24 protein-coding genes are annotated in these 21,776 nt (G+C 31.6%); 4 read left to right on the forward strand and 20 right to left on the reverse strand.

Annotated features, from left to right (window positions below; all coding sequences use genetic code 11):
• Positions 1-99: 99 nt before the first annotated feature.
• The 15 genes from fabF to C7N44_RS03560 all read right to left on the reverse strand — a co-directional run bounded on the left by fabF (position 100) and on the right by C7N44_RS03560 (position 12,024).
• Complete coding sequence (gene fabF / locus C7N44_RS03490) at positions 100-1,338, reverse strand: beta-ketoacyl-ACP synthase II (RefSeq protein ID WP_105956511.1); 1,239 nt, start codon at positions 1,336-1,338, stop codon at positions 100-102.
• A 12-nt stretch (positions 1,339-1,350) separates the two neighbouring features.
• A complete protein-coding gene (gene fabZ / locus C7N44_RS03495) occupies positions 1,351-1,794 on the reverse strand; it encodes a 3-hydroxyacyl-ACP dehydratase FabZ (protein WP_105956512.1) in 444 nt (147 codons plus the stop codon).
• 195 nt (positions 1,795-1,989) lie between these two features.
• Complete coding sequence (locus C7N44_RS03500; RefSeq protein WP_157945026.1) at positions 1,990-2,577, reverse strand: 4'-phosphopantetheinyl transferase family protein; 588 nt, start codon at positions 2,575-2,577, stop codon at positions 1,990-1,992.
• Positions 2,570-3,331 carry an enoyl-ACP reductase FabI gene (fabI, locus tag C7N44_RS03505; protein ID WP_105956514.1) on the reverse strand — a complete coding sequence of 254 codons (762 nt, stop codon included), beginning with the start codon at positions 3,329-3,331 and terminating at the stop codon, positions 2,570-2,572. The genes C7N44_RS03500 and fabI overlap by 8 nt, the downstream gene beginning before the upstream one ends.
• Before the next feature lie 45 nt (positions 3,332-3,376).
• Positions 3,377-4,144 carry a carboxyltransferase subunit alpha gene (accA, locus tag C7N44_RS03510; RefSeq protein WP_105956515.1) on the reverse strand — a complete coding sequence of 256 codons (768 nt, stop codon included), beginning with the start codon at positions 4,142-4,144 and terminating at the stop codon, positions 3,377-3,379.
• Positions 4,145-4,154: 10 nt separating this feature from the next.
• On the reverse strand, positions 4,155-4,961 hold the full coding sequence (locus C7N44_RS03515; protein WP_105956516.1) for an acetyl-CoA carboxylase carboxyltransferase subunit beta: 807 nt from the start codon (positions 4,959-4,961) through the stop codon (positions 4,155-4,157).
• A complete protein-coding gene (locus tag C7N44_RS03520) occupies positions 4,948-6,321 on the reverse strand; it encodes an acetyl-CoA carboxylase biotin carboxylase subunit (RefSeq protein WP_105956517.1) in 1,374 nt (457 codons plus the stop codon). Before C7N44_RS03520 ends, C7N44_RS03515 begins: the two co-directional genes overlap by 14 nt.
• Before the next feature lie 22 nt (positions 6,322-6,343).
• Positions 6,344-6,712: a 3-hydroxyacyl-ACP dehydratase FabZ family protein gene (locus C7N44_RS03525; protein WP_404799036.1), complete on the reverse strand. Its 369-nt coding sequence runs from the start codon at positions 6,710-6,712 to the stop codon at positions 6,344-6,346.
• A gap of 50 nt (positions 6,713-6,762) precedes the next feature.
• A complete protein-coding gene (locus C7N44_RS03530; RefSeq protein WP_105956519.1) occupies positions 6,763-7,209 on the reverse strand; it encodes an acetyl-CoA carboxylase biotin carboxyl carrier protein in 447 nt (148 codons plus the stop codon).
• 46 nt (positions 7,210-7,255) lie between these two features.
• A complete protein-coding gene (gene fabG, locus C7N44_RS03535) occupies positions 7,256-7,996 on the reverse strand; it encodes a 3-oxoacyl-ACP reductase FabG (protein ID WP_105956520.1) in 741 nt (246 codons plus the stop codon).
• A gap of 2 nt (positions 7,997-7,998) precedes the next feature.
• Positions 7,999-8,898 (reverse strand): ACP S-malonyltransferase, encoded by a 900-nt coding sequence (fabD, locus tag C7N44_RS03540; RefSeq protein ID WP_105956521.1) that lies wholly within the window; start codon positions 8,896-8,898, stop codon positions 7,999-8,001.
• Positions 8,899-8,929: 31 nt separating this feature from the next.
• Positions 8,930-9,175, reverse strand: a complete 246-nt coding sequence (locus C7N44_RS03545; protein ID WP_105956522.1) for an acyl carrier protein — start codon at positions 9,173-9,175, stop codon at positions 8,930-8,932.
• A gap of 32 nt (positions 9,176-9,207) precedes the next feature.
• Positions 9,208-10,179, reverse strand: coding sequence for a beta-ketoacyl-ACP synthase III (locus C7N44_RS03550; protein WP_105956523.1), 972 nt, complete (start codon positions 10,177-10,179; stop codon positions 9,208-9,210).
• Between the two features lie 225 nt (positions 10,180-10,404).
• The gene (locus C7N44_RS03555; RefSeq protein ID WP_105956524.1) at positions 10,405-11,274 is read right to left on the reverse strand and encodes a GRP family sugar transporter; all 870 of its coding nucleotides are present in this window, start codon (positions 11,272-11,274) and stop codon (positions 10,405-10,407) included.
• Between the two features lie 93 nt (positions 11,275-11,367).
• Positions 11,368-12,024, reverse strand: a complete 657-nt coding sequence (locus tag C7N44_RS03560) for an NAD(P)H-dependent oxidoreductase (RefSeq protein ID WP_105956525.1) — start codon at positions 12,022-12,024, stop codon at positions 11,368-11,370.
• Positions 12,025-12,181: 157 nt separating this feature from the next.
• On the opposite strand from C7N44_RS03560, the gene C7N44_RS03565 reads away from it, so the two are divergent.
• From C7N44_RS03565 to C7N44_RS03575, 3 genes are all read left to right on the forward strand, one after another.
• The gene (locus C7N44_RS03565) at positions 12,182-13,918 is read left to right on the forward strand and encodes a phospho-sugar mutase (protein ID WP_105956526.1); all 1,737 of its coding nucleotides are present in this window, start codon (positions 12,182-12,184) and stop codon (positions 13,916-13,918) included.
• Between the two features lie 86 nt (positions 13,919-14,004).
• Entirely contained in the window at positions 14,005-14,799 is a 795-nt protein-coding gene (locus C7N44_RS03570; RefSeq protein ID WP_105956527.1) for a methylenetetrahydrofolate reductase, read from the forward strand.
• On the forward strand, positions 14,792-16,012 hold the full coding sequence (locus C7N44_RS03575) for a DUF2075 domain-containing protein (protein WP_105956528.1): 1,221 nt from the start codon (positions 14,792-14,794) through the stop codon (positions 16,010-16,012). Before C7N44_RS03570 ends, C7N44_RS03575 begins: the two co-directional genes overlap by 8 nt.
• 11 nt (positions 16,013-16,023) lie before the next feature.
• On the opposite strand, the gene C7N44_RS07980 is transcribed toward C7N44_RS03575, so the two are convergent.
• Positions 16,024-16,191, reverse strand: a complete 168-nt coding sequence (locus C7N44_RS07980; protein WP_157945027.1) for a hypothetical protein — start codon at positions 16,189-16,191, stop codon at positions 16,024-16,026.
• Between the two features lie 56 nt (positions 16,192-16,247).
• On the opposite strand from C7N44_RS07980, the gene C7N44_RS03580 reads away from it, so the two are divergent.
• Positions 16,248-17,486 carry a pectate lyase family protein gene (locus C7N44_RS03580; RefSeq protein WP_105956529.1) on the forward strand — a complete coding sequence of 413 codons (1,239 nt, stop codon included), beginning with the start codon at positions 16,248-16,250 and terminating at the stop codon, positions 17,484-17,486.
• Between the two features lie 52 nt (positions 17,487-17,538).
• Here C7N44_RS03580 and C7N44_RS03585 read toward each other — a convergent pair whose 3' ends face one another.
• The 4 genes from C7N44_RS03585 to C7N44_RS03600 form a co-directional block, all read right to left on the reverse strand.
• Entirely contained in the window at positions 17,539-18,633 is a 1,095-nt protein-coding gene (locus C7N44_RS03585; protein ID WP_167387283.1) for a C39 family peptidase, read from the reverse strand.
• 168 nt (positions 18,634-18,801) lie between these two features.
• Positions 18,802-20,427: an ABC-F family ATP-binding cassette domain-containing protein gene (locus C7N44_RS03590; RefSeq protein ID WP_105956531.1), complete on the reverse strand. Its 1,626-nt coding sequence runs from the start codon at positions 20,425-20,427 to the stop codon at positions 18,802-18,804.
• A 136-nt stretch (positions 20,428-20,563) separates the two neighbouring features.
• Positions 20,564-21,214: an SDR family oxidoreductase gene (locus C7N44_RS03595; RefSeq protein ID WP_105956532.1), complete on the reverse strand. Its 651-nt coding sequence runs from the start codon at positions 21,212-21,214 to the stop codon at positions 20,564-20,566.
• A 155-nt stretch (positions 21,215-21,369) separates the two neighbouring features.
• On the reverse strand, positions 21,370-21,720 hold the full coding sequence (locus C7N44_RS03600) for an iron-sulfur cluster biosynthesis family protein (protein WP_105956533.1): 351 nt from the start codon (positions 21,718-21,720) through the stop codon (positions 21,370-21,372).
• Positions 21,721-21,776: the final 56 nt, after the last annotated feature.

A 21,776-nucleotide genomic window follows, 5' to 3' on the forward strand; every position in this document is an offset into this window, starting at 1 on the left:
ATAGATAAATTTTAATTTTCAATGAATATTATATATCAGAAACTTAAAACAAAATAAAAAACTCCCAAACAAATAGGAGTTTTTTTATTTTAGTAATTTTTAGTCATCTTCATATTTCTTAAATGCAAGCACGGCATTATGACCACCGAAACCAAATGAATTACTGATTTCATAGTTAACTGGAGCTTTCTTGTTATCTTCATTTACTAAGTCAACTTCAACTTCAGGGTCTTTATTCTTTAGACCAACATTAGCTGGCATTTGTTGACGTTGTAAAGCACCAACCATAATAACAGCTTCAAGAGAACCAGCAGCACCAAGAGCATGACCAGTCATACCTTTAGTACTACTTACCTTAATGTGATCATTATCTGAAAATACAGATGCGATGGCTTTTGATTCAGCAGAATCATTAGCATGTGTACTAGTACCGTGGGCATTTACATAATCAACGTCTTTAGTTGAAATGCCAGCATCTTCAAGTGCTAATTTCATTGCATCCATAGCACCTGAACCATCAGGTCTAGGAGCAGTTAAATGATAAGCATCACTATTAGTACCATAACCAACAATTTCACCTAAGATATTAGCACCACGAGCTTTGGCATGATCTAAATCCTCTAATACTAAAGTACCAGCACCTTCGCCCATTACAAAGCCATTTCTATCCTTATCAAATGGCATTGAACCATCTTCTACTTTTTCAGCAGTAGATAAAGCAGATAAAGCAGCGAAACCTGAAATACCAAGTTCATTAACTGATGCTTCAGAACCACCAGTAATCATCATTTTAGCTTTACCATATTGAATGCGTTCAAATGCATCACCAATAGCATTAGTACCAGAAGCACAAGCAGTAACAATAGCTTGACTAGTGTTTCTAGCATCTAAGTTAATAGAAATGTTACCAGCGGCCATATTAATAATTGAGTTAGGGACAAAGAATGGTGAAACACGACCTGGACCCTTTTTACTCATTTTAATAGCTTGTTGTTGAATAGTGGTTAAACCACCAATTCCTGAACCATAGATAACACCTAGTTCTTTAGGATCATATTCACCTTTTTTCAAACCAGCTTGTTCCATGGCTTCCATCGCTGAATATACAGCATAACGTGAAAAGTCATCCATACGTTTAGAAACTTTTTTGTCTAAGCGTTGCAATGGATCAAAATCTTTAACTTCAGCAGCTAAAGTTACACCAGTGTTTGATGAATCAAAATGAGTGATTGGTGCAATTCCAGTTTTAGATGCAAAAACACTGTCTAAGAAACTTTTTGCATCATTACCCATCGGACTTACGGCACCAATACCAGTAATAGCTACACGATGTTTCATAAGAATTCCCTCCTATTTACGCTTTTCGTTTGGAACGATGAAAGTTAATTCTGCTTGGCAAGCTTTCTTGTCACCAACATATGCAGTACAATCAACCATTCCCATATTACTCTTTTGTTTACCCATGGTAACTTCAAAACGAATAACGTCACCTGGACGAACAATTTTTCTGAATTTAGCTTTCTTAATTTCACCTAAGTAAGCAGTTTTGTCTTTATATTTTTCACTTTTTAGAATCAAAATTGATGCAACTTGTGCCATTGATTCAATAATTAAAACACCAGGCATAACTGGATTACCAGGAAAATGGCCTTGGAAATAATTTTCATTGATTGTTACATTTTTAGTAGCAACAATTTTTTCACCAGGAACTAATTCATCAACTTTATCAATATATAAAATTGGAAATCTATTTGGAATTAGATCCATAATTTCAGTTGTATTTAAAACACTCACAATAAGTTCTCCTTAATAATTATTTTATATCTTTCAAAATAATTAACTAAATTTCTAAAATTTAATAACAATAACTAGTTTAACAATGAATAACCATTTTTAAAAGAATGATAAAATGGTTTATTTAACAATGCCCAATAATATAATTAAAAAATAATAGCAATTGTGTGACAAAGTTAAAAAAATATCAAATAGTTATTTAAAAGTAGCTAAAGTTCCTAAATAATTAGTACCTAAATCAATATTGGTTAATTTAAATTGTTGACCTAATCGATCAGCATCAGTTTTAAATTCAGTCTCAATATTAACGCTTTTAGCTTTCCCAGAAAGTCCTGTTCCAAGCAACTTTAATGTAGCTTCCTTAATTGTCCATAATTTCAAAGTTTCATTACCTTCATCTTTTTCCGGCAATGAACTTAAATAGTTAAGCTCATTGTCATTAAAAGCACGAGTAATTCTATGGTATGAGAAAGGACGAATTTTTTCTATATCAATGCCCACATCTTCATCACTAATAACTAAAATTACTAAATTATAGGAATTAGAAATATTAAAATAGAAATCCTTAGATTTTAAATATGGCTTACCATGTTTACCATAATTAAAAAAGTCACCGTTAATTAAATCTTCAATACTAATATTCATATAATCAGCTAAAAGACAATTTCCAACGATTGATTGTCTTTTATGATACTTAGTAAAATCTACATCAGCTTTTTTAAAGATATTTTGATATTTAGGATTATCAATCGTATCAGTAAAAATTTGCATCTTCTTAGGCAAGTAAATGAACACCCTTATCAGCATAAATCAAGTCACCAGTAACCCCAGTTGATAAATCACTCATTAAGAATGTAGCAACATTACCAACTTGTAATGTATTCACTGATTCACCATCAACAGTTCTAGCTTCTGATTCTTTTAATAAGTCACCGTGATTTTTAATACCAGTAACAGCAAGAGTCTTAAGAGCACCAGCTGAAATAGCATTTACACGAATCTTCTTTGGTCCTAAATCAGTAGCAATATATCTAACATTTGCTTCTAGGGCTGCTTTAGCAACTCCCATCATGTTATATGAAGGAATTGCACGAGTTGATCCCATATAAGTTAAAGTAGCAATACTACCTGATGGATTCATAATTCTACTTGCATAACGTGATACTGAAATAAATGAATATGCACTAACATCTTGTGCTAAATTGTATCCATCTTTTTCAACATCAATTACGCCACCTTCAAGGGTCTTTTTGTCAGCATAGGCAATTGCATGGATAACACCATCAATATTACCGAATTTTTCATGAATTTCTTCAAATGTTTTTTCAACGTTTTCATCTTCTGAAACATCACATTGAATCATAGTAGTTCCTTCGGGAACGATTCTATCTAATTGACGCTTTAAACGATCATTTTGATAAGTCAAAATGACTTCTGCACCATTATCCATTAATGATTGAGCACAACCCCAAGCAATACTACGCTTGTTAGCAACACCCATAATAACAATTTTCTTTCCATCTAATAAGTTTGACATTAGATTTGTCCTCCTAATATTCAAATCAATTTTTTAAAAATTACATTAGTTGAATTTACGGTAACGTGCATGACGTTTTGCCAATAATTCTTCTTTAGGTAATTTCTTAAGTTCATTTATTTTATCAATTAATGCATTCTTAAAGTTTTGCATTGATTCACTATCATTTACTTCAGGGACAATTTTATCAATAATTTCATTTGATAATAAATCCTTTGGAGTTAATTGCATTTGCTCAGCCGCATCAGCAGCTTTGCTAGAGTCTTTCCATAAAATGGTAGCGTAACCTTCTGGTGAAAGGATTGAATAAACACTGTTTTCAAATGCCCAAACAGTATCACCAACAGCTAATGCCAGAGCACCACCACTGCCACCTTCACCAACGATTACACTAATATAGGGAACTGAAAGCTTTAATCCTTGAATAATAGATTGGGCAATCATATATCCTTGCCCTTTATATTCAGCATCTACACCTGGATAAGCTCCCGGTGTATTAATTAAATTAATGATTGGACGATTAAATTTTTCAGCTTGTTTCATTAAACGTAAAGCTTTACGATATCCGTCAGGTTCAGCCGATCCAAAATGTCTTTTAATGTTTTCATCAGTATTATTACCTTTTTGAATACTAGTGATTGTAACTGGTTCACCGCCAATAGTTCCAATTCCAGCATAAACTGCCGGATCATCACCATAAGCATGATCACCATGTAGCTCCATAAAATCTTCAGTAATCCCAGCAACTAAGTTCTGGATACTAATTTTATCAGCACTTCTAGCTGCAAGAACACGATCATATGCTTTTGTCATAATATCCTCCTTAATTCCAGGCCAATAATTTGGCTAATACTGATTTCATATCAGAACGCTTTATAATAGCATCTAAAAATCCATTTTTTAATAAAGTTTCTGCTCTTTGGAAATCTTTTGGCGGACGTTGTTGAATTGTTTTTTCAATTACACGCCTTCCAGCAAAACCAATTAATGTATGCGGTTCTGAAAGATTAATATCCCCTTCCATTGCATAACTAGCAGTCACTCCACCAGTTGTCGGATCAGTTAATACTGATATGTATAACAATCCTTTTGCTGCATGGTCAGAAACTGCTTGAGAAACTTTAGCCATTTGCATTAATGAATGAATTCCTTCTTGCATTCTAGCTCCACCAGAACAGGAAAATACAACTACTGGCAGACCTTTTTTAGTACATTTTTCAAACAAACGTGCTAGTTTTTCACCAGTGGCAGTCCCTAAACTACCCATGATAAATCGCCAGTCCATTACACCTAGTCCAAATTCCTGATCACCAATTTTAGCAATTCCGGTTTGAACACTTTCATTTAAATTAGTAACTTTTTTGGACTTTTCTAATTTTCCAGCATATTTTTTATCATTTAAAAAGCGTTCAGGTGCAACAACATCTTCATCAATTGGTTTAAATTTATCACAAGTTAACTTAATTCGTTCATCTGCACCAAGTCTAAATCCAAATCCACAATTAGGGCATACCTTATAAATACCTAATTTTTTATTATAAAAATTTTCCTTACATATTGGACATTTAACAAATAAATTATCTGGAATTTGATCCATTAATGCTTGTAAGTCTTCTTTATTTTTTGACATTCTTTAACCACTCTTTCAAGAATGATTTTTCAATGTACAAATTATTAAAATCTGAGTCATTGAAATGCTTATCTAGTAATAAATCGTTTAAGAATTGACGATTAGTGCTTACCCCATCAATTGAAAATTCATTAATTACGCGTCTCATTTTTACGACTGCTGCTTCTTTACTAGGCATATGTACAATGATTTTAGCAATCATTGAATCATAGAAAGGTGAAATAGTATCTCCAGATTCTACTCCTGAATCAATACGAACACCCTTAGTCCCGAATGGAAAATTAACTCGTTTTAATTTACCTGGTGATGGCATAAAACCATTTTCAGGTTTTTCAGCATTAATTCGACATTCAATTGCATAACTATCAACATTAATATCATTTTGGGTAAATGGTAATTTTTCACCTGCTGAAACTAAAATCTGATCTTTTATTAATTGAACTCCAGAAACTTCTTCTGTAACTGTATGTTCAACTTGTAAACGAGTATTCATTTCCATGAAATAAAATTTATTTGTTTTTTCATCAAGTAAAAACTCAAAAGTTCCAGTATTTTCATAACCAATTTCTTTAGTCGCCTTAGTAACTAAACTACCCAAATAATCACGTTGACTTTGAGAAACTTCCATACATGGAGTTTCTTCAATTATTTTTTGATGTTCTCTTTGTAAAGAACAATCACGTTCAGGAAAATAAACCACATTACCAAATTGATCTGCAATAACTTGCATTTCAATATGTTTAGCATCGCTTAAATCTTTTTCCATATATAACGAATCATCATTATAAGAAATTCTCGCTTCACGTTTAGTGGTGGTAAAAATAGCTTTTAATTGTTCCGGGTCATCACATTCACGGATTCCCTTTCCACCACCACCAGCAGATGCTTTTAGCATTACTGGGTATCCAATCTTATCTGCTAATTTCAATGCTTCATCAAGAGTTTCAATTGAACCATCACTACCAGGAATAGTAGGCACACCACTATTCTTCATTGCGTCTTTTGCATGTGCTTTATTACCCATTAAATTTATAACTTTTGAACTAGGTCCAATAAATTTAATTGAACATTTTTCACACAATTCAGCAAATTCAGCATTTTCAGATAAAAAACCATATCCAGGATGAATAGCATCACTTTCGGTTAAAATAGCAGCGTCAATGATTGCAGGCATACTTAAGTATGATTCACTAGGTTGTGGTCCTCCAATACATATAGCTTCATCAGCCAGCTTAACAAACATGCTATCTTTATCAGCAGTTGAATAAACAGCAACAGCTTTAATGTTCATTTCATGAAGTGATCTTATAATTTGCACCGCGATTTCACCACGGTTAGCAATTAAAACTTTTTTAAACATCTTAGTCATCCTTTATGAAATTCTATTCCATTGCAAAAATTAAAGTACCTTCACAAATAACTTCGCCATTTCTAACAATAGTTCCTTGACCTTCACCAATATTACGTTTTAGTTTAGTCATCTCAACGTTTAGTTCTAATTGATCACCAGGACGAAAACTATCTTTATAAGAGGCTTCTTTAATTCCACCAAAGAAAACATTTTTTCCCTTGTATTCTGGCATTGATAACAATGCACAAACACCAGTTTGAGCAAGCATTTCCATAGCAATTGGTCTAGGCATACCTAGGCTATTTGCTGGTTGATTCTGAAAAAACCATTCATTAATATTTAGTAATTTTAATGCTTTTGCACTTTCACCTGGTTTTACATCGATGATCTTATCAATCATTTGAAAAGGAAAACGTTGAGGAATGAAATCATGCACATTATAATCCAAGATTAATCCTCCTCAACTTCAAAAATAGGTTGATCATATTCGACCATATCTCCATCATTAGCTACTTGCTTAGTGATTGTTCCTGAGATAGGACTTTTGACTTCATTAATAACTTTCATTGCTTCAATTACACAAACAGTTTCGCCCTTTTTAACGTGATCCCCAACATTTTTATATACTGGCTTTTCAGGACTTGGTGCAAAATAAACAATTCCTACCAATGGTGCTTTAATTTTAGAAGTACCACCTTGAGTGACCTTGCTTTTTGAATCACCATCACTTGCAGTTGAAACAGCATTTGATGAAGCCGCTGGAGCAACATTTTGTACTGGGGCATGTTCTAGTTTACTAAAGTAAATATCAGTACCATCATCTCCAGTAATTTTAAATTCTTTCATACTGGACTTATCAAATTTGTCCATTAAATTTTCAATATCTTTTTCGTCCATTATTAAACTTCTCCTGTTAATTAAGAATATTCTTACTGAACTTGAACTACATTGTTAATCCACCATCAACAGTGATTACTTGACCATTCATGTATTCATTATCAATTAGGAATTCAACAACTTGAGCAACTTCGTCAGGATTACCAAAACGTCTTGCTGGAATTTCATTTTTCCAAGCTTTAATATTCTTTTCACTTAATTTATCAGTCATAGCAGTCTTGATCATTCCCGGAGCAACTGCATTACAACGAATTCCACGAAGTGATCCTTCTTGTGCAGTAGTCTTAGTTAAACCAACAAGGCCTGCTTTTGTTGATGAATAATTAGCTTGACCTAGGTTTCCATGAAGACCTGCAATACTAGACATATTAATAATACTTCCCTTACGAGCTCTTTGCATTTTCTTCATTGCAAATTTGGTCATATTGAAAGCACCAAATAAGTTAGTATTCAGGACTTGTTTAAATGAATCAGCTTTCATTCTAGTTAATAATGTATCTTGAGTTACTCCAGCATTATTAACTAAAACATCAATCTTGCCATATTCATCAACAATACTATCAATCATAGTTTTAGCATCTTCTTCAGATGCAACGTCACCAGTTAAAACTTTAACTTCATTATCAAAGTTAGCTTGTAATGCTTCATTTTCATCGTCACTTAGTTCACGATGTGAGTTAATAATCACAATGTTGTTTTCATCCTTGGATAAACGAATAGCATCAGCTAATCCTAATCCCTTAGTTGCACCGGTAATTAAAATAACTCTCTTTTCAGTTTTTTCCATGATTATTCTCCTAGCTTATCTAATAAGTCATTTAAGGTATCAACACTTTCAACGTTATAAGTGTCAGCTTTTAATGTCTTTTTAGCAAGTTTGCTTAGTGTATTACCAGGACCAATTTCAATAAATGCATCGATATTTTTGTCTTCAATAGATGCAACATCTTGCATAAAGTGAGTTGGATTGATTAATTGGTTTGCTAATGTTTCTTTAATAGTCTCAGTGTTGAATGGTTTAACAGTTGTATTACTAATTACATCAACCTCTGGTTCACTAAATTCAACCGATTCTAAACGCTTAGCTAATTGATCAGACGCTGGTTGCATTAAAGGAGTATGAGAAGAAACGGCTACTTTTAGTGGGATAACACGTTTAGCTCCTTTTTCCTTTAATTCAGTCATCGCCTTTTTAACGCCTTCCTTAGTTCCACCAATTACGGTTTGTTTTTTGGTGTTGTAATTAGCTGGATAAACGTCATCAATTGAATCACAAACATCTTTAACAAAATCAGGACTAACACCCAATACAGCTGCCATAGAACCTGGATTTTGCTTTCCAGCTTCATCCATGTAATGTGAGCGATCATGTACTAGTTTTAGTCCTGATTGAAAAGATAGTGCTTTAGCAGCAACTAAAGCACTATACTCACCTAAACTCAATCCCATCATCGCAACGGGTTTGTCCAATTTGTCAGCTAAAATACGATAAATTGCTACACTCATCGTTAAAATGGAAATTTGAGTATTATTAGGATTATCAAAAATGTCTGGATCTGCTAAGTTTAAATCTAATGTTTTAGAAGCTTCGTCAATTGTTTCTTTATAAATAGAATTACTTTTATATAAGTCTTGTCCCATTTCTTTAAATTGACTACCTTGACCACTAAATAAATAACAAATATTCAAACTTAAACACTCCTAAATTAATATAAAAATATTATTTGTCTTCAACTTGTTTTGCAACATAATCAACTAATTGTTGAACAGTTGTAATGTCGTTGTCAGTATCGATTTCGATATCATATTCATCTTCTAGAGCATCAATGATTTCGAATAAGTCTAAACTATCTAAGTCTAATTCGTCTTGGAATTTAGTTTCCATTTTGATGTCATCAGCGTTAACATCTGATTGATCTACAACGATTTCTTTTACTTTGTCAAAAATTGCGTTCTTGTCTGCCATAATAAATACACTCCATATATAAAATAAATTTTTTAGTATCTTAAAATAATTGTTCCAGTGGTTAAGCCACCACCAAAACCTGATAGGACAATAATATCCCCTTTAGCTATTAAACCATTTTCCATCATTTCTGACAACAATATTGGTTCACTAGCAGCCGCTGTGTTCCCATAATGATCAATATTAATTGGAAACTTCTGATCGTCTACTTTCATTTTACGAGCAACATTCTTTACTATTCGAGCATTAGCTTGATGGAGAATGAAGTAGTTAACATCATTCGCATCAATATTTGCTTCGCTTAGTGCTTCTTTAATTGAATTGGGAACGTTCTTAGTAGCAAAGTTAAAGACTTCACGACCATCCATATGAAAATATTGATCAGTTTGATCATCTACTTTTCCAAAATGTTCATCACCAATCATATGACCAGCTAATAGTGCTTTCCCTTGAGCACCATAAGTTTTCAAGTTAGAAGCTAAAACTTCTCCACTACCTTGATTTGAAACTAACATCCCACCAGCACCATCACCGAATAACACAGCAGTTGTTCGATCATGCCAATTAATTAATTTACTTAATTGTTCACCACCAATAACGATGCCTAATGAATTAGGTTTGCTATTTAATAGTGATTGCATAGTATAAGATCCATAAACAAATCCTGAGCATGCAGCATTAATATCAAAGGCAATTGCATTATTTGCGCCAATGATACCTTGAACAGCAGCTGCAGTTGCTGGGGTTTGATAATCAGAAGACATTGTCCCAACGATGATAAAATCAATATTAGAAGCATCAACACCGGCTTTATCTAATAATTTAGATGCAACCTCAGCACATAAAGAAGTGGTTGTCTCGCTAACAGCTACTCGACGTTCTTTGATTCCGGTTCTTCTGCTAATCCATTCATCAGAAGTATCCATAATCTCAGCCAAGTCATCATTAGTAACTATCTTTTCAGGAACAGCTTTGGCAGTTGCTTTAATTGAAAAACTGCTCATGATATCTCCTCTAAACAAAATCAATATTTGATAATTTATTTTTAATATCACCCATTAAGTTTTAAATAATTTTAAACTTTTTTCAACTGATATTTATCGTAGATCGTTAATTAAAAATAAAAAATCATGTGTATCATTGATACAACAATGATTATATCATATAGATTTCCTAATTTTTAATAAGTTACTATTTTTTTAATTTGTAACGTAACCTTTTGTACAAAACTAAATTGTTTGGATTAAAACTCCACCTAAAATAATTATTAAAAGTCCTAATAAGGTAAAGAGGATTTTCTTTTTACCTTTAACTTCATGAAATAATATCATGCCACCTAACGTCGCAACTACAACATCCATTTGAGTTAAGGTAAAGCCAGTTGCCACTCCGTTTAATTTAATTGAAACCAAATATGCAAAAGCTGCGATTCCAAAAATCATTCCTAATATCATATTTTCAAAACTGAATTTATTAAACAATGGTTTTTGAATTCGATACTCAATGATAAATACAGAAAAAATAATGGCTGCAATTACCATTCCAATTGCTTGTGGAAAAATAGCATCTGAACCACTAACATTTGCTAAACGTGGGAAAGCGGAATATCCAATATAACCAAAAGTCCCGATAAACAATATCCAAAAACCATATTTATAACGATGATTAGAACCAGGTGCGTCTTGCTTACCATTTTTGGTAAGCAAAACGATTCCGATAATAATTACTAACAATGCAAAAAAACCTTTATATTTATCCATTGCTGTTGGCCATTCTTGAAAGAAAATAACTGCAGTAATTGGATTACCGATTAATTGCATTGCAGTAGATAATGGGGTCCCTAATGAAATTCCCATTGATTTAAATGCTCGGTACTGAGTCATTTGACCAAATGTCCAGCACATTCCAGAAATAAGGCACAATATAAATGGTCGCATTGATATTTCTGGACGATAGACCAGGTAAACGATTAATGAAACAATAAAAGCACCGTAAACCGTCCCACATAATTGATTGATAGTAGACCCTCTGGCTTTCAGTAAAATAATCGGCTGAATTCCCCATAATAGAGCTGGAATTAACCCAATTAAAATATTCACTCATCAACACTCCAATATATTTAATATAGTAATTTAACTTTACCACATAAAAAAGGCTCATAGCTAAAAGCTATGGGCTCTAATCAAAATAAATTATTTAATTACTTTGTAAATTTCATCCATCGGTTGACGTTTCTTTGGTGTAATGTCTTGATCACGGTAACCAAATCCAGCCATTACTGAAACTCCCCATTCTTTCAGATCAATGGCATCATATTTGACTAATATTTTTTCAACTTGTTCCCGGTTAAAGCCTTCAATTGGACAACTATCAATATCTAAAGTCGCAGCAGCATCCATCATATTAGCTAGTGGGATATAAGTTTGTCTTGCAGACCATTCAAACAATGTACGTTCATCATTTAATTTAAAATCATTATCTTGAAAGTCTTGTAATTTAGCAACGAAAGCTGAATTAGGATCAAATGAATGTTTTTGTACATCTTCACTGATGTGTTGAACGTATTTAGATGTTGGCGTTACGTTTTTCTTTGCCAAAATAATAACAAATTTGTCAGCACCATCTAAACTATTTTGTGCACCCCAAGCATGCTCATAAAGATCTTTTTTTAAAGCATCATTCTCAATAAGCAAGAACTTCCATGGAGAAAAGCCCATTGAACTTGGTGATAATCTAGCCACTTCCATAATTGTTTTCCAATCTTTATCTGATATTTTCTTATCAGGATTGAATTTCTTAGTTGCATATCTTCTATTAGCAACTTTAATTAATTCTTCATTTTTATCCATGAATAAAATTCACCTTTCTTTTAATTACTAATTGTAAGTAGAATACCATCTATAAAATGATAGCGCAAAGAATGTGCTTTAATATAAATTGACTAAAATAAAGCCATTAACTATACTAATTTTAGTAACATAATTCAGTTTATTGGAGACATTTGATATGAATTACAAAGAAGATTACCAAAATTGGCTTGCTCAAAGCGAGCTTGCTGAATCAGTTAAATTAGATTTACAAGAAATTAAAAACAATGATGAAAAAATTAAAGATGCTTTTGGTACTCAGATGTCATTTGGAACTGCCGGCATGCGTGGCTTAATGGGTGCTGGTATGAATAGAATGAACATTTATACTGTTAGACAAGCAACTGAAGGTCTTGCTTCATATATGGATACCTTAGATAATGAGCAAAAGCAACGTGGTGTTGCAATTAGCTTTGACTCTAGATACCATTCAAAGGAATTTGCATATGAAACTGCGCGTGTATTAGGTACTCACAATATTAAATCCTTTGTATTTGATGATATTCGACCTACTCCAGAACTTTCTTTCACAATTCGTCATTTAAATACTTTTGCTGGTGTAATGATTACTGCTAGCCATAATCCGATGCAATACAATGGATATAAAATTTATGGCGAAGATGGTGGTCAAATGCCACCTAAGGCTTCTGATATGATTACTAATTATGCCAGAAAAGCTGCCGACGTATTTGCAATCAAAGTGGCTAATATTCGCAACTTAAGAAAAAAGCAATTGCTTAAAGTTATTGGTGAAGATGTTGATGAAGCATACTTAGAAAATGCTCATAAAGTAAACGTAAATCATGAATTAATCAAAGAAGTTGGCAAAGACTTAAAATTTGTTTACACTCCTCTTCATGGAACTGGAAAAGTATTATGTCGTCGTGCTTTGGAAAATGCTGGATTCAAAAACTATTCAATTGTTCCAGAACAAACTATTTCTGATCCTGAATTTCCAACCGTTGACTTTCCTAATCCAGAATTTCCAGAAGCATTTAACTTATCAATTAAGTTAGGACAAAAAATCGGTGCAGATGTTTTAATTGCAACTGATCCTGATGCTGACCGTTTAGGTGCTGCAGTTAGACAACCAGATAATTCATATAAATTAATGACTGGTAATCAAATTGCTTCTGTATTATTAGACTATATTTTAAAAGCTAAAAAAGATCATCATGAATTACCAGCAAATGGAGTTGTTGTTAAATCCATTGTTTCCACTGAATTAGCAACTAAAATTGCTGATAATTACAATATCGAGATGAAAAATGTATTAACTGGTTTTAAATACATTGCTGAACAAATTCATAATTTTGAACAAAATCATGACCACACCTTCCTATTTGGTTTTGAAGAAAGTTTCGGTTATTTAATTAAACCATTTGTTCGTGATAAGGATGCGATTCAATCAACAATGCTGTTAGCTGAAGTCGCTGCTTATTACAAGCAACAAGGTAAAACATTATATGATGGTCTGCAATCAATGTATGAAAAATATGGATACTTTGAAGAAAAAACAATTTCTAAAATGTTTGAAGGCATTGATGGCAAAGATAAAATGACCAAAATTATGGAAGAATTAAGATCCAATCCAATGGATTCATTCAATGATAGTAAAGTAGTTGCATTAGAAGATTTTGATACCGCTACTCAATTCAATCAAGATGGATCAACTAAAACAATTGATTTACCAAAATCAAACGTTTTAAAATATTGGTTGGCAGATGGTACTTGGATTGCTATTCGCCCATCAGGAACTGAACCTAAAGTTAAATTCTATATTGGAACTGAAGATAAAACTCAAGCAAAAGCTAGCGAACGACTAGATTCATATATTAATGCAGTCAATAAATTGATTGGACAATTAATTAAATAATAATTGTTGTATAGAGTAGTCAAAAATTAAAAATTTTTCGACTACTCTTTTATTAATAATAATATGTAAATGAGGTAATCTATCTTATGTCAAAGCAAACATTATCTGTAGAAATAGCACCCGATTTATTGCAGCTGCAATTAATGAGATATTATTTAAATAAATGGCAACCTGACTTTGTTTCAATTAGCAATTTAAGTCATTTTTCATTTGATAATATTATGCAATGTGCAAAATACATTCAAATAGAATTAAGCATTCCGGTAATTATCCATATTACCGGAATTAATCGTAGTAAGCATGATATTGATGAAATATTAAAGTTAGTGCATAAAAATGGCATTCACAATTTATTATTATTGCGTGGAGATAAGCATGGTCATATAAAAAATGATTTTCCTTATGCAAGTAAATTAGTCAATTATGTAAAAAGCAAAAACTCAACATTTAAAATTATGGGTGCTTGTTATCCTGAAGTACATCCGGAAGCAAAATCTTCATTTGACGATATTAAAAACCTAAAAGAAAAGATAGATGCTGGATGCAATCAACTAATTAGTCAAATGTTTTTTGATAATCAAAAATATTATCAATTTATAAATAAAACTAAAAGCCAAAACATTAATGTCCCCATCTTAGCTGGAATAATGCCAATCACTGAAATGCAAACCGTTAATTGGCTTAAAAAAGTTAAAATGATAATGCCAAGTTTTATTCAAAATACTAATAATTTAAATATAGCTGGAATCAATTTTGCAATTAAACAAATTAATGATTTGTATGAACATGATGTTGATGGCATTCATTTATATACGATGAATAATTGGTCTGCTACAGATAAAATCATCAAAAATATTAAAAGAAGTGAATTAAATGAGTAAAATGAACGCTGCTAATGAAAAATTATCACCTGAACATCAACTAACAAAAGAACAATCTAAATTAATAAATAAAATCGAACAGTTCACTAAAAATCATATTAATGATAAAAAGCATGCTGTTTTTACGATTTATGGCGATGCTGGAACTGGTAAATCAGTTATTTTAAGTAAATTATTTTATGATCTGCAACAAATGAGTAAAGATAAAGCTAATAAATTATACAATACTGATAACCATTTTTTAGTCAATCATCCAGAAATTATGAAAGTGTATAAAAACATGGCTGGTGATGAAAAAAATGTATTAAAAAAGAATTTTAACCGCCCTACTTCATTTATTAATAAATTAGATAAAGAAAATAAAACCGTCGATATTACAATCATTGATGAAGCTCATTTATTGTTATCTAAGGGGGATCACTACAATAACTTTTATCAAGAAAACCAGTTAGCTGAAGTAATTAAACGTTCAAAAATTACTATCTTAGTATTTGATCATCGACAAGTGTTAAGAACTAAATCATTTTGGAATTTAGAACGTTTACATAAAATTATTGACCCCTATACAAACGATGAATATCATTTAACTCATCAATTTAGAATGACTGCTAGTGACAAGCTTGTTAAATGGATCAATAGTTTTACTGATGGTAAATTAGAAAAAATTCCAACAAATGCTGATGACAAATATGATTTTAGAATCTTTGATAACGCCGAAAAAATGCGTAAAACAATTGTTCAAAAGAATAATCAAGTTGGATTATCTAGAATTGTTTCAACATCTGGGTATCCTTCCACACTTGATGGTGGTAAACATTATGTCATTGAACCAGATTTTAAAATGCCTTGGGATCAGTATAATTATACTCAAACTCCATGGGCAGAGATCCCCGAAACCATTAACGAAGTGGGTTCCATGTTTACATGTCAGGGCTTTGATTTAAACTATGTAGGTGTAATTTTAGGCCCACCAATTTATCTAGATAACGGTGAAATTAAAGTTGACTTAAATAATTTTACTGATGTTGAATCTTTAAAGAAACGCAAAGATATCAGTAATCCAACTGAGTTTAATAAAATTAAAGCTCAATTGGTCCTTAATTCAGTCAATGTTTTAATGAAACGCGGTGTTAAAGGATTGTATATTTTTGCACATGATGATAGTCTAAGAAATGAGTTAATAAAGCTTTATAATAAAGTAAAAAGAGCATAAAGTTATGCTCTTTAAATTCTATTTACATGTAATGCAACCATTGATAATAGTGCAATGATTAAAATAACTAACATAACTAAAATATAAGTTTTTTTAGTCATTTTGTCTCTAAATTTTTTCATTAGAAACATTGTTACTATTAAAATTAGTAAAATAATAATGGTAATTATTTCAGGCATATAACACACTCCTTGCTTAAAATAATACCATAATAATTAGAAAGGATATATTAGATATGAAAAAAATAGTCACTCCTCTAATAACTATAGGTTTACTTTTACTTCTATTTATTGGAATTAGAAATAATCAAGAAATTAATTCAGCTAATGCTAGCACCAATTCAAATATAATTGGTTTTGGTAAAAACACAACTGGTGGAAATTATAATAAGCATAAAAATGTTTACGTTGTTAAAAATGCCGATCAATTAAAAAAAGCATTGAAGAAGAAAGTAGCTACTAGAATCATTTATATTAAAGGTAGTATTGATATGAATGCTGGTAAATCAATTACTGATTATTCTAAAAATACCGGATATAGTTTACAAAAGTATTTAGCAGATTATAATCCAAAAGAATATGGTAAGAAAGAACCAACTGGTAAGCAGGAACGGGCTAGAAAAATAGCTCAAAAAGTTCAAGCTAAACAAATTGAATTAAAAATACCGGCAAACACTTCAATTATCGGTAAGAAAAATGCTCAAATTAAAAACGCTAGCCTAGTTCTTAAAAAGAACAACGTAATAGTACAGAATATTAAATTTACTACACCATTTGATCTATTTCCACAGTGGGATCCCAAAGATGGCAAAAGTGGTAATTGGAACTCTCAATATGATGCTATTTCAATAAAGAAAGCTCATAACGTTTGGGTTGATCATAACTCATTTAGTGATGGCAATGGATATCAATCAGATAATGAAGCCAAGGAATACTTTGGTCGTCAATATCAACATCATGATGGAATAGTAGATATCACTGATGGTGCAAATAACGTCTCTGTTAGTTATAACAAATTTGCTAATCATGATAAAACGATGTTAATTGGTAGTTCAGATAGTAAAAAATCAGATACAAATAAACTTAATGTAACTGTTGCAAATAACTTTTTCTTAAATACTGTTCAAAGAAATCCACGTATTCGTTATGGTAAAGTTCAAGTATTTAATAACTATTATCAAAATAATAGTCATCAAGCTTACAAATTTAGTTATGCAATTGGGGCTGGTTATAAATCTAATATTATTGCACAAAATAATGTTGTGGATGCAAAAAAAGTCAACCCTAAAAAATTTGTATCAGTCTTTAAAGATGCTCGCTTAACTAATCAAAATAATATTTTTAATGGTCATCAAATTAAAAATCATTTTGATGTTAAAAAAGCAAATTGGAAACCAAAATATAAATTTAATCTATTACCTACAAATGAAGTAAAAGTAAATGTCATAAAACATTCTGGAAATATATTAGATTAGTAAAAAGGTCTTTCATAATTAAATTATGAGAGACCTTTTTTTATTTTTATAATTATTTAACTAAGACTGCTTTACGCCCTTCATGATTGTACAAACTCATAAATTGACTAGTAGAAGTCCAGAATACTGGCTTATTAGTAGTTTTATAAGTAGCTCTCCATGAGGATGGATCAGCCATCTTGAAGTAACCACGTTTATAACCCACTACTACTAAGGTATGACCTGTAGCTTTTCGCATACGATAACCAGTTGCAGCAATCACTGGATTGCCGTGCTGAACTTCGTTAATAATTTTAATCTTAGAAGCACCAGTTATATCATATACACCATCATAAAATTTCCTACCAAATGCAGCCAAAGCTTTAGGATAAATAGTCCAATCTTGATTAGTATGGTTTACAGCATAAGGATTTCCAACAAATCCTTTATTATGATCATATTTAGCGCGAGGCATCTTTTTCAAGAAACCATTTAATCCAATATTTTCCCCAACACCTTTAGTTGATAAGGATATCTTCAAAGCCGTTGCTTCACAACCATTAGGTGCATCAAATGGAAAATGTTGACTGGTATAAGTAAATGGAATCTCATATACATTGGTAGTAGACAAATAAGTTGCATTGATCCAACCTTGATCTTGTCCACGATAATTAATTTGATAATAAGTTCTTTCTTTAGCTCTGGCTACATTAGTTAGTTGAACCAATTGTCCCTTCAAATTCAAACTCTTTTTAACATGTGTTCCACGATTATAAGGTCCAACAAATGATTTAATTCCATTAACATTTACATTTCTGGCATTATAATTAATCGCTGAAGAATATGTAAAATTAACATGATCAACAAATTTATTTTTTTCAGCTTCTTTTTTAGCAGCTTCTTGCTTCTCAGCGGCTTCTTTTTTAGCAGCCTCTTGTTTTTCATCAGATTCCTTTTTAGCATTTGCTTGCTTTTCAGCTTCTTGTTGAGATTGTTCACCATTTTCTTGTTGCTCATTATCATTATTATTAGTTTGACTATCATTACTGGTAGCTTGAGTAGTAGAAACACTATTAGTATCAGCATGCGCCAAAGAAGATTGATCACCTAAAACAAATGCACTGGCTAAAAACAATACCAATGCAGATGATGACAATATTCTTTTCATATAGTTCAACTCCATCCAATTATTGTATAACTATAATATAATACAAAAAACTAATAAATAATAATAATAACCATTTATGTAAATAAATTTTAACACTCAGGTAATATTATTGTTCTAATGGCAAAAAAAGACACAGTAAAGTCATATTCACTGTGTCATAATTATTTATTATTTATATAATTGTTCTACTTGTTTTTGAATGTCTGAATTATTCATAAAATCATTGTAGCTAGTATCAGCTCTTTGAATCATACCTTTATCAGATACTTCAATGACATGATCAGCAATGGTTTGAATGAATTCACGGTCATGAGAAGTAAATACAATGGAACCATCAAATGGAATTAAACTTTCATTTAACGCAGTAATTGATTCCATATCTAAATGGTTAGTAGGATCATCCATGATTAAAACATTACCCTTTTGTAACATCATCTTGGATAACATACAACGTACTTTTTCTCCCCCTGATAATACTTTAATTTGCTTTTGAATATTATCACCAGAGAATAACATACGGCCTAAGAAACTACGTAGAAATGGATCATCACTTTCTTCTTTTGAAGCAAATTGTCTTAACCAATCTATAATTGTTAATGAATCATCTTCGAAATCAGAATTGATATTTCTAGGCATATAAGAACGGCGAGTGGTTTGTCCCCAAACAACTTCACCTGTATCTGGCTCTACTTTACCAGCAATAATTTGCATTAAAGTAGTAGTAGCTAAATCATTACGACTAGTAATGGCAGTCTTTTCACCAGGACGCAGTGTAAATGTAATATTATCTAAAATTTTCTTACCGTCAATAGTCTTAGAAACATTATTAACACTTAATAAATCATTACCTAGATCACGTTCTTTTTCAAACTTGATAAATGGATATTTACGTGAAGATGGCTTGATATCATCTAAAGTAATTTTATCTAATTGTTTTTTACGTGAAGTCGCTTGCTTAGATTTAGAAGCATTAGCTGAGAAACGAGCAATAAATTCTTTTAATTCTTTAATTTGATCTTCTTTTTTAGCATTTTCATTTTGTTGCATTTTAGTAGCTAATTGACTAGATTTTAACCAAAAATCATAATTACCAACATATAGTTGAATTTTTTGATAATCAACATCACACATCATTGTACATACTTGATTTAAGAAATATCTATCATGAGATACAACAATTGCAATGTTTTCATAATCAGCTAAAAAGTTTTGCAACCAGTCAATGGTATGGTTATCTAAACCATTAGTAGGTTCATCAAGCAATAAAATATCTGGATTTCCAAATAAAGCTTGAGCAAGTAAGACTTTAACCTTTTGACCTTCAGTTAATTCGCTCATTTTTTGATTATGCAATTCTTCAGGAATACCCACACTTTGTAATAATTGAGATGCATCAGAATCAGCATTCCAACCATCCATTTCCGCAAATTCACCTTCTAATTCAGCGGCTTTAACCCCATCTTTATCAGAAAAATCAGGTTTGGCATACAAAGCATCTTTTTCTTTCATAATCTTATATAATTTTTCATAGCCTTGGATTACAGTGTCTAAGACTTCGTAATCTTCAAAGCCATAATGATCTTGACTCAAACTTGACAAGCGTTCATTAGGTCCAATTGAGATATTACCGCTAGTGGGTTCAATTTTACCTTCTAGCATCTTCAAAAAGGTTGACTTACCGGCACCATTGGCCCCAATAACTCCATAACAGTTACCGGGCGTGAACTTAAGATTAACATTTTCATATAATTTTTTGCCTGAGAAATGCAATCCCATATCTGATACAGTTATCATTTCATACCTCCATCTAATTAAATAATAAAAAACGTCCTTAGTTCTAAATATAGAATCAAGGACGTTAATATTTTATTGATTCAATTTATAACTCTGATAACCTTATCACATGCTAATAAACAACACAAGTTTATTATTATAGGACATCTGATATCTTCTTGTCACCAGAAGTGATTTCATAAACTTTATTTATGGTGTCACTATCACCTAAAATTTCAACTACTGAATTAGCTACATCTGCTCTTGGAATATCCATTTTAGATTCAGCTTCACTAGTTAAAACGATTTTGCCAGTTTCAGCATTATTGGTTAATGCCGTTGGACGTAAGATTGTGTAATCTAAACCACTACTCTTCAAGTAAGCATCAGCATAATGTTTGGCAACATAGTAACCAGGTAGTCCTGAATTAGGCCAGAAAGCACGATTATCAGCCCCAGCAGCACTAACCATTACATAACGTTTGATTTCAGAATTTTTAGCAGCAATCATTGTCTTAATGGCTCCATCTAAATCAATGCTTAAAGTCATGTCATCACCGGTAGCTCCACCTGATCCAGCAGAGAAAATAATTGCTTGTGCATCACTTTGTTTAAATGCCGTTGTCATGTCTTCAGGACTTGAGGTTAAATCAAATAAAGTTGGTTTAACATTGTCCATGTCTTTATATTCATCAAATTGACTTTGACTTCTTACACCAGCTAAAACGGTGTAGCCTTGATTACCTAATTTTTTAACCATTTGTTTACCTACGTGCCCATGAGCACCTACAACAAAAACTTTTGTCATTTTGAACTTCCTTTCTTAAAGTAAGTATTAAAATAATATCAGTTTGTAAATCATATTGAAAATATTTTGCTTTACAGATTATAAAAACGTCTCCAAAGTTTTAGAGACGTTTTTATAATTTTGTTTTTTCGTTTAATTAAGTCGAGTAATTTTATTTATTTAACTTTTCTTTCATCTGAAATTGGAACATTCTCATCAATAATTCCAGCATCACCAGATAACTGTAAAATATTCATCTTAAGATCTAATTTCAAATTTTGATCCATATATGACTTGCTGTATCCCTTAATATAAATTGGTCCAAGATCTGAATCCATACTTTCATCAAAATCATGGTCTTCTGATTCAGGGTCAACTGCAATGAAATCAAAGGATGTATCAATTGCGCAAGAACCAGCGTCAGAGTATTTTCCAACACCGTCATCTAAACTTAAAAGAAATTTTGCGTTACCAGAAATATTATCTTGAATTTTTTTCTTTGCTGCATCTGTAATTGTTAATTTCATATCAATACCCCCTACAATTTATATTACAAAATACATTGTACACGTTATAAATCTTG

It is taken from the genome of Apilactobacillus quenuiae (assembly GCF_002994005.1).
Classification (GTDB): domain Bacteria; phylum Bacillota; class Bacilli; order Lactobacillales; family Lactobacillaceae; genus Apilactobacillus; species Apilactobacillus quenuiae.

Bases quoted from the DNA above. Each gene is read 5' to 3' on its own strand.
- C7N44_RS03600 (WP_105956533.1), bottom strand. From the start codon at position 21,720: ATGAAATTAACAATTACAGATGCAGCAAAGAAAAAAATTCAAGATAAT.
- C7N44_RS03515 (WP_105956516.1), bottom strand. From the start codon at position 4,961: ATGTCAAAAAATAAAGAAGACTTACAAGCATTAATGGATCAAATTCCA.
- C7N44_RS03585 (WP_167387283.1), bottom strand. From the start codon at position 18,633: ATGAAAAGAATATTGTCATCATCTGCATTGGTATTGTTTTTAGCCAGT.
- C7N44_RS03530 (WP_105956519.1), bottom strand. From the start codon at position 7,209: ATGGACGAAAAAGATATTGAAAATTTAATGGACAAATTTGATAAGTCC.
- C7N44_RS03525 (WP_404799036.1), bottom strand. From the start codon at position 6,712: ATGATTGATAAGATCATCGATGTAAAACCAGGTGAAAGTGCAAAAGCA.
- C7N44_RS03575 (WP_105956528.1), top strand. From the start codon at position 14,792: ATGAGTAAAATGAACGCTGCTAATGAAAAATTATCACCTGAACATCAA.
- C7N44_RS03580 (WP_105956529.1), top strand. From the start codon at position 16,248: ATGAAAAAAATAGTCACTCCTCTAATAACTATAGGTTTACTTTTACTT.
- C7N44_RS03545 (WP_105956522.1), bottom strand. From the start codon at position 9,175: ATGGCAGACAAGAACGCAATTTTTGACAAAGTAAAAGAAATCGTTGTA.
- C7N44_RS03550 (WP_105956523.1), bottom strand. From the start codon at position 10,179: ATGAGCAGTTTTTCAATTAAAGCAACTGCCAAAGCTGTTCCTGAAAAG.
- C7N44_RS03595 (WP_105956532.1), bottom strand. From the start codon at position 21,214: ATGACAAAAGTTTTTGTTGTAGGTGCTCATGGGCACGTAGGTAAACAA.
- C7N44_RS03560 (WP_105956525.1), bottom strand. From the start codon at position 12,024: ATGGATAAAAATGAAGAATTAATTAAAGTTGCTAATAGAAGATATGCA.
- C7N44_RS07980 (WP_157945027.1), bottom strand. From the start codon at position 16,191: ATGCCTGAAATAATTACCATTATTATTTTACTAATTTTAATAGTAACA.
- fabF (WP_105956511.1), bottom strand. From the start codon at position 1,338: ATGAAACATCGTGTAGCTATTACTGGTATTGGTGCCGTAAGTCCGATG.
- fabI (WP_105956514.1), bottom strand. From the start codon at position 3,331: ATGTCAAACTTATTAGATGGAAAGAAAATTGTTATTATGGGTGTTGCT.
- C7N44_RS03520 (WP_105956517.1), bottom strand. From the start codon at position 6,321: ATGTTTAAAAAAGTTTTAATTGCTAACCGTGGTGAAATCGCGGTGCAA.
- C7N44_RS03570 (WP_105956527.1), top strand. From the start codon at position 14,005: ATGTCAAAGCAAACATTATCTGTAGAAATAGCACCCGATTTATTGCAG.
- fabG (WP_105956520.1), bottom strand. From the start codon at position 7,996: ATGGAAAAAACTGAAAAGAGAGTTATTTTAATTACCGGTGCAACTAAG.
- C7N44_RS03590 (WP_105956531.1), bottom strand. From the start codon at position 20,427: ATGATAACTGTATCAGATATGGGATTGCATTTCTCAGGCAAAAAATTA.
- accA (WP_105956515.1), bottom strand. From the start codon at position 4,144: ATGACAAAAGCATATGATCGTGTTCTTGCAGCTAGAAGTGCTGATAAA.
- C7N44_RS03565 (WP_105956526.1), top strand. From the start codon at position 12,182: ATGAATTACAAAGAAGATTACCAAAATTGGCTTGCTCAAAGCGAGCTT.